A 13,060-nucleotide genomic window follows, 5' to 3' on the forward strand; every position below is an offset into this window, starting at 1 on the left:
GCAACCGCAGCCCCCAACAAGAGCAATTATGCCATCTCACCATGAGGGCTACTGATAGGCTTCCGCTTGTCGTTGCTGTCGCAGCGGCGGATCAGTGGTAGCGCTTTGCGCAACCTGCCAGTAGCCCCTCATGGTGAGCTTGTCGAACCACGAGGGCGCTTGGCGCGCCCCGAGATGTTGCCGGACAGCGCCCGTCCGAGCAGGCATCTCAGCCGTCGGTGCAAGCTTTGTGAATCCGGTAGGAGCGGCCGCGGGCAAAGTCGAAAAACTGTATGCCTGATAGCCTGCGCAAGCGACGGGCAGGGCTCTGCCCGGCGGGGTCGTCCGCGAAATTACATGCGGTGTGCGCCGCTCAGGCGCGGTCGCTGAATTCCGAATCCAGCGTTTCCGAGCGCTGGACGACGGCGAATTCGATGGCGATGCCGTCCTCGAAATGACGGACGACCTGGCCGCGCATCGTGCCGAGCACGACCTGCATGCCGAGCGCCGGCCTGACGTCGATCTCCACCGCCGCGCCGGACAGCGAAAGGTCGATGATGCGGCACTGATACTGGCGGCCGTCGGCGAGCTGCAGCGTGGTCAGCGGATTGCGCGGGGCGACGCGCTCGTGGCGGCGGTCCTCCGGCAGATCCAGCTCGTGCTTGTTGGCGAGCCAGGTGAGCTGCGCCGCCAGCTTGTCCTTCTTGCGGTCGGACGCCACGATGGTCATGGCGAAGCCGTCTTCCATGACGCGGGTGACGATGCCCTCGATCCGCCCGATGTGATCGACATAGGCGATCACCTTTTCGCCGAGCTGGCCGTGGTTGTCGGCACGCAGCGCGACATTGCCGGGCGACATGTCGATGACCTGGCACGGATGCTCGGTGCGATCCTCAAGCATGAAACGGCCGTATATCTTCACGCGCACGCGCTGAAAGTTACGCCGTTCAACTCTGGATGGCGATTGGTCTATTGCCGTCGCCCTGATCACCTGTCTTGCTCCGCCGGCTGCTAGATCCGCGCAGTACTTCTATATTGGCGCTAGATATCGCCTGACCGGTTAACAGGCCGTAAGGAGAGTTTCCTCTTATTGAAATGTCGCCGTTTTTTTGTAGCGTTACTCCGAGCGTCCGCCGGGCAGCACGAGGAGATGACGGATGCGCCGCGCTCCGGCGGCGTCCGCCGCCGGGCCTTCCAGGCCTGGCACCAGCGACGGGACCGAAACGGCCGGCCTGTTCTTCAGGAACATCGGCTCGCGGTCCGGATCGACGATGCGGACCGTTTCCACCGACGATTCGGTCACCGGGTCGGCTCCCAGCCAATAGGGTTTCGCCTCCGACGAGATGATGCCGAGCGCGCGGCGGTTCTCCTGGCCGCCGTCGAGCGGCAGCAGCAGCAGTTCCAGCGCCACGGTCCGCCCGGAGCGCGAGATGCCGTCATAGGTGGCGACCAGGACCGCCTTGTCCTGGAACACACTGCGAACCAGGCGGGTGACAAGGCGGCTGTCCTTGTCGCGCCACAGCGACGAGAAGGCGAAACCCTTCAACTCGCGGCCATAGATGGCGCACAGCCGCGTGCCGGCCAGCCGGAACACGGCTTCGCCGCGCGTGTCGCTCTCGAGGATGAAAGTGTCGCCGAGCAGGGCCTTGATGTCGGCGGGCTCGATCTCGGTGCGGCGCGGCGCCGGCCGGCCGTCCCGAAGGCGGTTCCAATATTGGAACAGGTTGACCGATGCTTCCCGTTTCATGTCGCTCCGTCTCGCATTCTCTGTCTTCGGCTGTGTCAGGGACAGACAGGAACGCGTCCGCTGAAGGCCTACATGCGGCTCGAAGCAGGAGGCGTGCCAGCGCGGCCGCCGGTTGTTCACGGGTCGGGCCCGTTAAGGTTAATTTTTGGTTTAGATTGCTCGTGGGGCGGTGCCGTGACATCAATCAAATCACTCCACGGGCGGCCTTTTTCTTTTGCCGCGACTGATTCGCGGGTGGCCGATTCGGCTGCGTCTGCCGCTTCCCGGAACAGCGGGAGCCGACCGGTCGCCATCCGGTGCAACATATTGCCGCCGGGGCATTCAGCTTTCGGCCGGGATGGGCTAGCAAGCGCCATCATGACCGAGCCTTCGATCCAAGACCCCCCGACCCAGCCCGATCAGCCGTCGCGCGAGCCCGTCTTCAACATCCCGGGCATCGTCCTCCTGCTGATCGCCCTCTGCGTGGCGGTCTATGTCGCGCAGGGTTATCTGCTCGACCTCGACCAGAACATGGAACTGCTGGTGCGCGCCGCCTTCATTCCGGTGCGTTATTCCGGGCTCTACGACATCGACGTCTACGCCTTCACCACGCCGGTCACCTATGCCTTCCTGCATGGCGGGCTGGCGCATCTGGCGATCAACATGGTGTGGCTGGCCGCGTTCGGCTCGCCGCTCGCCAACCGGCTGGGCACGCCGCGCTTCGCGCTGTTCTGGGTGCTGACGGCGCTCGCCGCGGCGGCGCTGCACTGGGCGCTGCATCCGCTCGACCAGGCGCCGCTGGTGGGCGCCTCCGGCGCGATCTCCGGCATGATGGGGGCGGCCGCGCGTTTCGCCTTCCGGACGGAGCGCCATGGCGGCCGCTCGGCCTTCGCCGGCCCGGCGCTGCCGATCGCCGCGGTGCTGCGCTCTCGCGGCGCCATGACCTTCCTGGGCGTCTGGATGATCGTCAACCTGGTCACCGGCCTTGTCGGCCTCGGATACGGGTCGGAAGCCACCATCGCCTGGGAGGCGCATATCGGCGGCTTCGTCGCCGGTTTCGCCGCTCTGCCGTACTTTCTCGGAAAGGGACGCTGAAGCCGGTCTCCGGCGCCGCGCAGCCCGGCCGCCCGCGGAATCCAAGCACTTGCAATGGACCGCCCCGGGAGGCACCATGGGTGACGGCCGGGCGCGGTCGCGCGGCCGCCGCGGTCAACCACGGTTGGAGGAGGCGATGACGGTCAAGGCAATCCTGGAACAGAAGGGCCACGACGTTTACACGCTCGGGCCGAACGAGAAGCTTGCGACAGCGATCGGAATGCTGACGGAGCACAGGATCGGCGCCCTGGTCATCACCAATGGCGACCGCAAGATCGTCGGCATCCTGTCCGAGCGCGACATCGTGCGGGTGATCGGCAAGCTCGGGGCGGCCGCCCTCGACCAGACCGTGCGCGAGGCGATGACCCCCAAAGTCAGCATCTGCAACGAGAACCATACCGTCAACGAGGTCATGGAGATCATGACGCGCGGCCGCTTCCGCCACCTGCCGGTGGAGAAGAACGGCCATCTCGACGGCATCGTGTCGATCGGCGACGTGGTCAAGCGGCGCATCGAGGACGTCGAGCGCGAGGCCCAGCAGATCAGGGAATATATCGCGACGGCTTAGGCGGAAGGCCTGTAGGTCGCATGCTCGGAGGCGAAAAGAATGGTGGGCGATGTAGAGGCACCCACCAGTCAGCTAAGCTGTGACTTGCCTGCAGATCTTCGAGCGGAGGCAGACACAATGTCCCCGTTTCGGGCCGAAGCCGAAACCCAGTGAGACTGCAAGCCCATGTCTGCTTTCGACCGCTTTGCGGATGTAACCCGCGCCCTCCTCACTGGGAGGTTGCGGCCCGAACCATCAAACCTTCCTGGAATTGGCCTGCCGATATTTGGCCAAAATAACAGTAAGGATCACAACCTGCAGAACGGAGCATACAACCCCGACAGCGCTAGCCCACCAAACGAGATAACCCTGCGACCATCGGGGCGCGCCCCACAGATAATATGTCAAGAACCCAAGGAAGGGATGGCAAACGCGGTAAATCCTACAAGCGCCTTGTAGGATTGCCTGTGGACGAACCTGTATTGGGCGGAGCCGGGTTCATGACGGTTCATGCCGTATCGGTACGGGGAGCAGACAGGATTATCAAGTTACTGACGCGTCCGCTTTCCACCCTTAGCGGCCATAGGCTCCAGCACCTCATTCATAGTCGAACACTTCTCCGCGTTGCTCTCCGCCAAGTTCCCTCACCTGATGCCAGCCTAGCCACACAGGATCGGCTACAACGCCGTCCGTCTCTAACGTCTCATAAAGCTTCCGTGCGAGCCATGCAGCATCGGGTGCAAGCTTGTGATCCATGACAAAAACGTCCAGACGCCGATGAGGGAAAAAGCCTTCCGCTGGAATGTCTGGGTTCCAGACGTGGAAGTAGGCTATCTGTGTGCTGCGCGAGCCACCGTGGCGGTTGCGAGCAATATAGTAGATGCGCCCGTGCTCGAATGATTGGTCAGCATCCGGCGTGATGTAAAAGTCATCACGGATAACGAGTTCCTTCACGGCGACCTCTCCGGCCCATGTTGCTTCTATGTCCGCTTTCCACCCCAAAGCAAACCCTCACGGTCATCCTTCACGGAGCCGTCCGAGCATAATGGAAATGGCCGATTTTCGCGGGGGTATCTAGATAATCGGAAGGGCCACGGTGCCGGTAGGGACTCGTTAGCAACCTCCCGGCATTTCGTCTTACCCGATAGCCTCCGAGGCTCCACAGCGCGCCAGCGGACCTCCCAGTGGGTAGGGTCGTGATCGTCGTCGGCTTCTGCTGGGGGTGGATGTCCCGTCGGAGGATCGTGCGGGCTAACTTACTGACTTAAAATAGAATGGTGGGCGATGTAGGGATTGAACCTACGACCCCACCCGTGTGAAGGGTGTGCTCTCCCGCTGAGCTAATCGCCCGCCGTCGGCCCGAGGCCGAAGCGAGCCGCGATATAAGGGAGGGCGGCCGGGCAAGTCAAGCGCGCTGTCGGCGCAAATGCGATGCGGGTCAGGCCTTCGCGGCCTGCATCAGATCGCCGCACATCGCCACCGTCAGCTCGTCGAAATGCGAGATGATGCGCGACGGGCCGAACTCGCGCACATGCCGGTCGGTGTAGCCGAAATCGACGGCCACCACCGGAATGCCGGCCGCCTTGGCGGTGTCGATGTCGGTCTGCGAATCGCCGACCATCACCGCCTGGCCGGGGTCGCCGCCGGCCCTGGCGATGGTCTCGACCAGATGGCGCGGATCGGGCTTGCGGAAGGCAAAAGTGTCGGCGCCGCAGATGGCGGCGAAGCGGCCGGCGAGGCCGACGCCTTCCAGCAGGCGCACGGAAAAGGCCTCGGTCTTGTTGGTGCAGACGGCGAGCAGGTAGCCGGCCGCCGCCAGCCGGGTGAGGGCGGCGGGGACGCCGGGATAGGGTTGCGAGCGCCCGGGGATGTTGGTGCCGTAGTGGTCGAGGAACAGCGCGAACAGCCGGTCGTGCTCGGCGGTGTCGAGCATGCGCTTCTGCGCCGCATAGGCACGCTCGATCATGACGCGGCCGCCATGGCCGACGAACTGGCGAAAACCGTCGGTATCGGTCGCCAGGGCGCCGCCGGCGGCAAGACTGTGGTTCAGGCTGTCGAGCAGGTCCGGAGCGGTGTCGACGAGGGTGCCGTCGAGGTCGAACACGATGATCGGGCGCATCATTCGGGAAAATCTCGCTGGATGGAAGGACGAGCGGATACAGCGTGCTGGCGGGCGAGGCAACCCGACGTGGTCCGGCCGCACGGAAAGGGAAGCTCGAAAGGAACGCCGTGGGGCGTTGGCCTAAGGGTTTGCCCGCCGGGCCAAAAATGCTAGGAGCGCCGGCCTACAGCACATCGCGCGAATTGAGGGTTTCATGGATGTGCTGCAGGTTTTCTGATTTTGCGCGTGTCCTTTCCCGAAACCGCTGCACTTTCGGGAGACATGCGCCGGGAGGCTGGGGATGGATGCGCGTGCGTTGAAGATCGAAGCGGCGAGGGCGGCACTCGCGCATGTCGAGGACGGCATGCGGCTCGGCATCGGCACCGGCTCGACCGCCGAGGAGTTCGTGCGGCTCCTGGCGGCGCGGATGCGCGAGGGGTTGTCGATCATCGGCGTGCCGACCTCGGAGCGCACCGCGGCTCTTTGCCGTGAGCTCGGCGTGCCGCTGACCACGCTGGAGGAGACGCCGGAACTCGACCTCACCGTCGACGGCGCGGACGAGTTCGATCCCGAGCTGTCGCTCGTCAAGGGCGGCGGCGGCGCGCTGCTGCGGGAAAAGATCGTCGCGGCGGCGTCCAGGCGCATGATCGTGATCGCCGACGAGAGCAAGGCCGTGCAGACGCTCGGCCGCTTCCCGCTGCCGATCGAGGTCAATCCGTTCGGGCTGAAGGCGACGGAGCTTGCCGTCCGGCGCGCTGCGGAGGCGCTCGGCCTGGCGGGTCCGGTCACATTGCGGATGACGAAGGATGCGCCATTTGTTACAGACGGCGGACATTTCATCCTCGATGCATCTTTTGGCCGCATTCCCGATCCAAGGGCGCTGTCGAGCAGTCTTCATTCCGTGCCGGGCGTGGTCGAGCACGGGCTTTTTCTCGGCCTGGCGCAAATCGCCGTCGTGGCCGGCGCGGGCGGCGCGAGAACCATCCTCGCGCAACACTAGAACAGGAGTTGCCTTTCCGATGATCCGGCTGAACCCCATCCGCCTCTTCGCTCTCGCGGCCGCGAGCTCGGTGATGATTCTCGCTTCGCTGCCGGCCTCGGCGCAGGAGGTTTCGGAAGAGCACCTGAAGGCGGCGCGCGCCGCCGTCGCGGCGATCAAGGCGACCGATCCGTTCGACGCCATCCTGCCGGAAGCGGCGGCGGTGCTGAAGCAGACGCTGATCCAGAAGAATCCGGACATGCAGGAAGTCATCATCAAGACGATCGACGACAAGACGCTGGCGCTGGCGCCGCGCCGCACCGATCTCGAGAAGGAAGCCGCGCTCGCTTATGCCCGCGTGTTCTCGGCCGAGGAACTCACGGCGATCGCCAGCTTCTACGGCTCTCCGGCGGGGCAGAAGCTGCTCTCCGACGGTCCGATCGTGGTGCGCGAGCTCGGCAAGGCCGCCGACATCTGGCAGCGCGGCGTCGCCCGCGACCTCGCCAACGAGGTTGGCAAGGCGCTCGACGCGATCGTCGCCCAGAACGCGCCCAAGGCGCCGGCGCCGGCGGAAGGCCAGCCGACCAACAACTGAGGCGCCGCGAAAATCCGAAAGCGATCAGCCCGGCCCGTGCCGGGCTTTTCTTTTCGTCACGGGGTGAATACTTGTGACCTGCGTTTCGAAAGCCAGCCGAAGAGGCCGCCCATGCCGGTTTACGACTATGACCTGTTCGTCATCGGCGGCGGCTCCGGCGGCGTGCGCGCCGCGCGCGTCGCAGCCGGCCTGGGCAAGCGCGTGGCGATCGCCGAGGAGTACCGGTTCGGCGGCACCTGCGTCATCCGCGGCTGCGTGCCGAAGAAGCTGCTCGTCTACGCCTCGCAGTTTTCCGAACATTTCGAGGACGCCGCCGGCTATGGCTGGACGGTCGGCGAGACCGAATTCGCCTGGCCGACGCTGATCGCCAACAAGGATCGCGAGATCGCCCGGCTGGAGAACATCTATCGCAGCGGCGTCGAGAAGGCGGGCGGCGCCACCTTCCGCAGCCGGGCCGAGCTGGTCGACCGCCACACGATCCGCCTCGTCGCGGAAAACCGGACGGTGAGCGCCGAGACGATCCTGATCGCCACCGGGGGTCGGCCCAATCCGCATCCGGCGCTGCCCGGCCACGAACTCACCATCACCTCGAACGACGCCTTCCATCTGCCGGAGCTGCCGAAGGCGATCGCAATCGCCGGCGGCGGCTACATCGCCGTCGAGTTCGCCAACATCTTCCATGGCCTCGGCGTGGAGACGACGCTGATCTATCGCGGCGCCGAGATCCTGTCGCGCTTCGACATGGACCTGCGGCGCGGCCTGCACGAGGCGATGGAGCGCAAGGGTATCAAGATTATCTGCCATGACGTGTTCGCCGGCATCGAGAAATGCGGCGACGGGCGGCTGCTGGCGCGCACGACGAAGGGCAGGGAGCTTGTCGCCGATCAGGTCATGCTGGCGCTGGGTCGCACGCCGAACACCGAAAATCTCGGCCTGGAGGCCGCCGGCGTGGCGACCGGGCTGGTCGGCGACGTCCTCGTCGACGATCTTTCGCGCACCAATGTCGACAACATCTACGCGCTGGGCGACGTGACCAACCGGCTGCAGCTGACGCCGGTGGCGATCCACGAGGCGATGTGCTTCGTCGAGACGGTGTTCAAGGACAACCCGACCAGGCCGGATCTCGACGACGTGCCGACCGCGGTGTTCTCGCAGCCGGAGATCGGCACGGTCGGCCTGTCCGAGGAGGCGGCGGCGCGGAAACTCGGGGATCTGGACGTCTACCGCGCCGCCTTCCGGCCGATGCGCAACATTCTTCCCGGCCGCGAGGAGCGCATGATCATGAAGCTGGTGGTGGAGGCCGGATCGCAGCGTGTCGTCGGCGCGCATGTGCTGGGGCCGGATGCCGGCGAGATGGCGCAGCTTCTCGGCGTCGCCATCAAGGGCAGGCTCACCAAGGAGGTGTTCGACCGCACCATGGCCGTGCACCCGACCGCCGCGGAGGAACTGGTGACGATGTACCAGCCGAGCTACCGGATAAGGGGTGGCGAGCGGGTCGCGTAGTGCCGACTTACTGAAGCCTTGCGCTGGGAGGCGAAAAAGCGATTCCGAGTTCCTCGGCCACCGTCCGGCAGCAGGAGTCCCGGGTCCAGAGCGTCGCTTCGAGCGTCAGTCTGGTCGATGCCAGTAGATGCGCATCGACATATCCGATGCCACGCGAATGGATTGCGAACCGTTCCACAAGAGCAAGAACTTCATCGTCTCCAGCCATCCGCGCCTTGGGCAGGTTTGAAAGATCGCGGATGATCATACGTCGATTTTTCAACGACCCCATCGCCAGTTCGCCGATGATGAAGGGATGAGTCAAAACACGTTCGTCTGCAAGCAGCGCTTCAAGTTCCGGAAGGGCGCGCCGCAAATGATCGACCCATATCGACGAGTCGACCAGGATCATTCCGCGGCGGGCCGGCGCCTGGGCGCGGACTCCGCGTCGGGGTCACTTCCCCCCAGACGTGCAAGCCGCCGTGCAGCTTCTCGCTGAACGAGGGCTGTCAGCGCCTCACGGATAAGGACCGAGCGCTCCTTGATGCCGGTGTATTGTTCGGCTTTCGCCAGGAGCTCATCGTCTATGGTCAATGTCGTCCGCATGGCATCAAATATAGCATCACTTGATGCGGTTTTCCATGCGTCAATCGTGCTCCTCGAAGGTGACGATCGACACTTCGCCCTCCAGCGCGCCCTGGTAGGCGGAAGCGTGCGGCTCGTCGTCGGGAGCGTCCTGCATCTCGCCGATCTGGTCGAGCTCGGCTTCGGCGAAGCCCTCCTTCGCCAGCGCGTCGAGCGCACTGCGCACGGCCGAATCGTCGTCGGGCGCCACGAGGAAGATGTGCACCCCTTCCGAGTCACCGCCCTTGCGCCGGAAAACCCGCCCGGTGATGATGGTGACCGTCATCGGCTCGTTGTCGTTCATGGCATCCTTCCCTGATTCCCGGCGTATTCGGCTGGCCCGAATGCAAGTAGTGGAGTCTGCTCCCGATGCCACCCGGTGGACCGGCAAATCGGCGACATATTCTTCCCGCGCTACGCCGGAGCGGCGAAAGAAAGTTGCCGGGCCTTGCGCCGCCGCCGCCAGGCACCCATTTCAGCGCGGCTTTTGGCGTTTCGGGGTTGACGCTTCGCGGTGTTGCGAGTAGAAGCCGCGACGTCTGAACCGATGTGAGGTCTGACGGTTCGGGGCGTCGCGCCCTGGAGAATCGCCTCAAACAGGGTTCGTTCTACGAGCGAAAACACATTTCCGGCATGCATGAAGCGCATTGCGCTTCCTCTGCTTTTTGTTCGGGCAAAACCGTGAGACGCGGTTTCTTGCCCGAATTTGCGTATGGAAATGGCGTTCGAAACCGCCCCGGACGGGCCCGACACGGACTACGAGAGACAAGAGGATTTAATGCCTACCGTCAACCAGCTGATCCGCAAGCCGCGCCAGGCGCCGGCGACGCGCAACAAGGTTCCGGCCATGCAGCAGAACCCGCAGAAGCGGGGCGTCTGCACGCGCGTCTACACGACGACGCCGAAGAAGCCGAACTCGGCGCTGCGCAAGGTCGCGAAGATCCGCTTGACCAACGGCTTCGAGGTGATCGGCTACATCCCGGGCGAGGGCCACAACCTCCAGGAACACTCCGTGGTGATGATCCGCGGCGGCCGCGTGAAGGACCTTCCGGGCGTGCGCTATCACATCATCCGTGGCGTGCTCGATACGCAGGGCGTCAAGAACCGCAAGCAGCGCCGTTCGAAATACGGTGCCAAGCGTCCGAAGTAAGGGTTTTCCCGGCTCCGGCGCTTTTTTCATTCAGCGCTGATGCCGACGAAGTGAGAGACGAGAGAACATGTCCCGACGTCACAGTGCAGACAAGCGCGAGATCAACCCGGATCCCAAGTTCGGCGATCTGGTCGTCACCAAGTTCATGAATGCCATCATGTATGACGGCAAGAAGTCGGTCGCCGAGACGATCGTATACAGCGCGCTGGAGCAGGTCCGCGCCAAGAGCAAGCAGGAGCCGGTGATCGTCTTCAAGCAGGCGCTCGACAATGTCGCGCCGCATGTCGAGGTCCGCTCGCGCCGCGTCGGCGGCGCCACCTATCAGGTGCCGGTCGACGTCCGTCCGGAGCGCCGTCAGGCGCTGGCCATCCGCTGGCTGATCACCGCCGCCCGCAACCGCAACGAGACCACCATGGTCGACCGCCTGTCGGGCGAACTCATGGATGCCGCCAACAATCGCGGCACGGCGGTCAAGAAGCGTGAAGACACCCACAAGATGGCGGAAGCCAACCGCGCCTTCGCGCACTACCGCTGGTAACGGCGCGAAAGATCGATTGAGAGGCACCTCCCATGGCCCGCGAATATAAAATCGAAGACTACCGCAACTTCGGCATCATGGCGCATATCGACGCCGGCAAGACGACGACGACGGAGCGCGTCCTCTATTACACCGGCAAGTCGCACAAGATCGGCGAAGTCCATGACGGCGCGGCCACCATGGACTGGATGGAGCAGGAGCAGGAGCGCGGCATCACCATCACGTCGGCCGCGACCACGACCTTCTGGAAAGGCCGTGACGAGAAGCTGCGCCGCTTTAACATCATCGACACGCCCGGCCACGTCGACTTCACCATCGAGGTGGAGCGCTCGCTGCGCGTGCTCGACGGCGCCATCGCGCTGCTCGACGCCAATGCCGGCGTGGAGCCGCAGACCGAGACGGTGTGGCGCCAGGCCGACAAGTATCACGTGCCGCGCATGATCTTCTGCAACAAGATGGACAAGATCGGCGCCGACTTCTACCGCTCGGTCGAGATGATCGGTTCGCGCCTCGGCGCGCAGGCCGTCGTCATGCAGCTGCCGATCGGCGCCGAGAGCGAGTTCAAGGGCGTCGTCGACCTGGTCGAGATGAATGCGCTGGTGTGGCGCGACGAGACGCTGGGTGCTGCCTGGGACGTCGTCGAGATCCCGGCCGACCTGAAGGATCGCGCCGAGCAGTTCCGCGAGAAGATGATCGAAGCCGCCGTCGAGATGGACGAGACCGCGCTCGAGAACTACCTCGAAGGCAAGATGCCGTCGAACGACGAGCTGCGCGCGCTGATCCGCAAGGGCACGATCGCGGTGAAGTTCTTCCCGATGTTCTGCGGCTCGGCCTTCAAGAACAAGGGCGTGCAGCCGCTGCTCGACGCCGTCGTCGACTACCTGCCGTCGCCGATCGACGTGCCGGCGATCAAGGGCATCGACGCCAAGACCGAGCAGGAGATCGAGCGTCACGCGGACGACAACGAGCCGCTGTCGATGCTGGCCTTCAAGATCATGAACGACCCGTTCGTCGGCTCGCTGACCTTCGCCCGCATCTATTCGGGCAAGCTCACCAAGGGCGTGTCGCTCGACAACACGGTGAAGGGCAAGAAGGAGCGCATCGGCCGCATGCTGCAGATGCATGCGAACTCGCGCGCCGACATCGAGGAAGCCTATGCCGGCGACATCGTCGCACTGGCCGGCCTCAAGGACACGACCACCGGCGACACGCTCTGCGATCCGGCCAAGCCGGTCATCCTGGAGCGCATGGAGTTCCCCGATCCGGTCATCCAGATCGCCATCGAGCCGAAAACCAAGGGCGACCAGGAGAAGATGGGCCTGGCGCTGCATCGTCTCGCCGCCGAGGACCCGTCCTTCCGCGTCAAGACCGACGAGGAGAGCGGCCAGACCATCATCGCCGGCATGGGCGAGCTGCATCTCGACATCATCGTCGACCGCATGCGCCGCGAGTTCAAGGTCGAAGCCAATGTCGGCGCGCCGCAGGTCGCCTACCGCGAGACCATCACCCGCAGCCACGAGCAGGACTACACCCACAAGAAGCAGACCGGCGGTACCGGTCAGTTCGCCCGCGTCAAGGTTCTGTTCGAGCCGAATCCGGAAGCCGGCGAATTCCTGTTCGAGTCGAAGATCGTCGGCGGCGCGGTGCCGAAGGAATACATCCCGGGCGTCGAGAAGGGCATCAACAGCGTCCTGTCGTCGGGTCCGTTCGCGGGCTTCCCGATGATCGGCGTCAAGGCGACGCTGGTCGACGGCGCTTTCCACGACGTCGACTCCTCGGTCCTGGCCTTCGAGATCGCCGGCCGCGCCTGCTTCCGCGAGGCCGCGCCGAAGCTCGGCGTGCAGCTGCTGGAGCCGATCATGAAGGTCGAGGTGGTGACGCCGGAAGACTATGTCGGCAACGTCATCGGCGACCTGAACAGCCGCCGCGGCCAGATCCAGGGTCAGGAGAGCCGGGGCGTCGCCGTCGTCGTCAACGCGATGGTGCCGCTGGCGAACATGTTCAAGTACGTGGACAGCCTGCGCTCGATGAGCCAGGGCCGTGCGCAGTACACGATGCAGTTCGACCACTACGAGCCGGTGCCGACCGCGGTCGCGCAGGAAGTTCAGAAGAAATACGCGTAAGCCCAAAGGGTTCGGCGCGAAGCTAGATCTAACGCCTTAACGGGCTGCAAGGTACGGAGACCTCACATGGCCAAGAGCAAATTCGAGCGGACGAAGCCGCATGTGAACATCGGGACGATCG

General features: G+C 64.5%; 16 protein-coding genes and 1 tRNA gene. 8 read left to right on the forward strand and 9 right to left on the reverse strand.

Features of this window, described 5'->3' with window-relative positions:
* Positions 1-352 precede the first annotated feature (352 nt).
* From AC5JDC_RS28870 to AC5JDC_RS28880, 3 genes are all read right to left on the reverse strand, one after another.
* A complete protein-coding gene (locus AC5JDC_RS28870; protein ID WP_495846976.1) occupies positions 353-967 on the reverse strand; it encodes a PilZ domain-containing protein in 615 nt (204 codons plus the stop codon).
* A 129-nt stretch (positions 968-1,096) separates the two neighbouring features.
* Positions 1,097-1,726 carry a PAS domain-containing protein gene (locus AC5JDC_RS28875; RefSeq protein ID WP_495846959.1) on the reverse strand — a complete coding sequence of 210 codons (630 nt, stop codon included), beginning with the start codon at positions 1,724-1,726 and terminating at the stop codon, positions 1,097-1,099.
* A gap of 116 nt (positions 1,727-1,842) precedes the next feature.
* Positions 1,843-2,085 carry a hypothetical protein gene (locus AC5JDC_RS28880; protein WP_495846961.1) on the reverse strand — a complete coding sequence of 81 codons (243 nt, stop codon included), beginning with the start codon at positions 2,083-2,085 and terminating at the stop codon, positions 1,843-1,845.
* On the opposite strand from AC5JDC_RS28880, the gene AC5JDC_RS28885 reads away from it, so the two are divergent.
* Together AC5JDC_RS28885 and AC5JDC_RS28890 are read left to right on the forward strand one after the other, a co-directional pair.
* Positions 2,084-2,800, forward strand: coding sequence for a rhomboid family intramembrane serine protease (locus AC5JDC_RS28885; RefSeq protein ID WP_106775625.1), 717 nt, complete (start codon positions 2,084-2,086; stop codon positions 2,798-2,800). The two genes, AC5JDC_RS28880 and AC5JDC_RS28885, sit on opposite strands and share 2 nt — an antisense overlap.
* Before the next feature lie 136 nt (positions 2,801-2,936).
* Complete coding sequence (locus tag AC5JDC_RS28890) at positions 2,937-3,368, forward strand: CBS domain-containing protein (RefSeq protein WP_106775624.1); 432 nt, start codon at positions 2,937-2,939, stop codon at positions 3,366-3,368.
* A 576-nt stretch (positions 3,369-3,944) separates the two neighbouring features.
* On the opposite strand, the gene AC5JDC_RS28895 is transcribed toward AC5JDC_RS28890, so the two are convergent.
* The 3 genes from AC5JDC_RS28895 to gph all read right to left on the reverse strand — a co-directional run bounded on the left by AC5JDC_RS28895 (position 3,945) and on the right by gph (position 5,469).
* Positions 3,945-4,301 (reverse strand): hypothetical protein, encoded by a 357-nt coding sequence (locus AC5JDC_RS28895; RefSeq protein ID WP_495846964.1) that lies wholly within the window; start codon positions 4,299-4,301, stop codon positions 3,945-3,947.
* A gap of 321 nt (positions 4,302-4,622) precedes the next feature.
* Positions 4,623-4,697, reverse strand: a tRNA-Val gene (locus AC5JDC_RS28900).
* Between the two features lie 88 nt (positions 4,698-4,785).
* Positions 4,786-5,469 (reverse strand): phosphoglycolate phosphatase, encoded by a 684-nt coding sequence (gph, locus tag AC5JDC_RS28905; protein WP_495846966.1) that lies wholly within the window; start codon positions 5,467-5,469, stop codon positions 4,786-4,788.
* Positions 5,470-5,749: 280 nt separating this feature from the next.
* On the opposite strand from gph, the gene rpiA reads away from it, so the two are divergent.
* From rpiA to gor, 3 genes are all read left to right on the forward strand, one after another.
* A complete protein-coding gene (gene rpiA, locus AC5JDC_RS28910) occupies positions 5,750-6,448 on the forward strand; it encodes a ribose-5-phosphate isomerase RpiA (protein ID WP_495846968.1) in 699 nt (232 codons plus the stop codon).
* A 19-nt stretch (positions 6,449-6,467) separates the two neighbouring features.
* Complete coding sequence (locus tag AC5JDC_RS28915) at positions 6,468-7,022, forward strand: DUF2059 domain-containing protein (protein ID WP_106775704.1); 555 nt, start codon at positions 6,468-6,470, stop codon at positions 7,020-7,022.
* Between the two features lie 111 nt (positions 7,023-7,133).
* Positions 7,134-8,525 (forward strand): glutathione-disulfide reductase, encoded by a 1,392-nt coding sequence (gor, locus tag AC5JDC_RS28920; RefSeq protein WP_495846970.1) that lies wholly within the window; start codon positions 7,134-7,136, stop codon positions 8,523-8,525.
* Between the two features lie 7 nt (positions 8,526-8,532).
* Here gor and AC5JDC_RS28925 read toward each other — a convergent pair whose 3' ends face one another.
* Genes AC5JDC_RS28925 through AC5JDC_RS28935 form a run of 3 tightly spaced genes read right to left on the reverse strand, consistent with a single transcriptional unit; the run spans position 8,533 to position 9,432 of the window.
* On the reverse strand, positions 8,533-8,916 hold the full coding sequence (locus tag AC5JDC_RS28925) for a type II toxin-antitoxin system VapC family toxin (RefSeq protein ID WP_495846972.1): 384 nt from the start codon (positions 8,914-8,916) through the stop codon (positions 8,533-8,535).
* Positions 8,913-9,110: a type II toxin-antitoxin system VapB family antitoxin gene (locus tag AC5JDC_RS28930; RefSeq protein ID WP_106775701.1), complete on the reverse strand. Its 198-nt coding sequence runs from the start codon at positions 9,108-9,110 to the stop codon at positions 8,913-8,915. The genes AC5JDC_RS28925 and AC5JDC_RS28930 overlap by 4 nt, the downstream gene beginning before the upstream one ends.
* Positions 9,111-9,150: 40 nt before the next feature.
* Positions 9,151-9,432 carry a transcriptional regulator gene (locus tag AC5JDC_RS28935; RefSeq protein WP_106775700.1) on the reverse strand — a complete coding sequence of 94 codons (282 nt, stop codon included), beginning with the start codon at positions 9,430-9,432 and terminating at the stop codon, positions 9,151-9,153.
* Between the two features lie 474 nt (positions 9,433-9,906).
* On the opposite strand from AC5JDC_RS28935, the gene rpsL reads away from it, so the two are divergent.
* The 3 genes from rpsL (at position 9,907) to fusA (ending at position 12,939) form a co-directional block, all read left to right on the forward strand.
* Entirely contained in the window at positions 9,907-10,278 is a 372-nt protein-coding gene (rpsL, locus tag AC5JDC_RS28940; protein WP_106775706.1) for a 30S ribosomal protein S12, read from the forward strand.
* A gap of 67 nt (positions 10,279-10,345) precedes the next feature.
* Complete coding sequence (gene rpsG / locus AC5JDC_RS28945; protein WP_106775699.1) at positions 10,346-10,816, forward strand: 30S ribosomal protein S7; 471 nt, start codon at positions 10,346-10,348, stop codon at positions 10,814-10,816.
* 32 nt (positions 10,817-10,848) lie between these two features.
* Positions 10,849-12,939, forward strand: coding sequence for an elongation factor G (fusA, locus tag AC5JDC_RS28950; RefSeq protein WP_106775698.1), 2,091 nt, complete (start codon positions 10,849-10,851; stop codon positions 12,937-12,939).
* The last annotated feature ends 121 nt before the right edge of the window (positions 12,940-13,060 follow it).

This window comes from Kumtagia sp., from assembly GCF_059502445.1.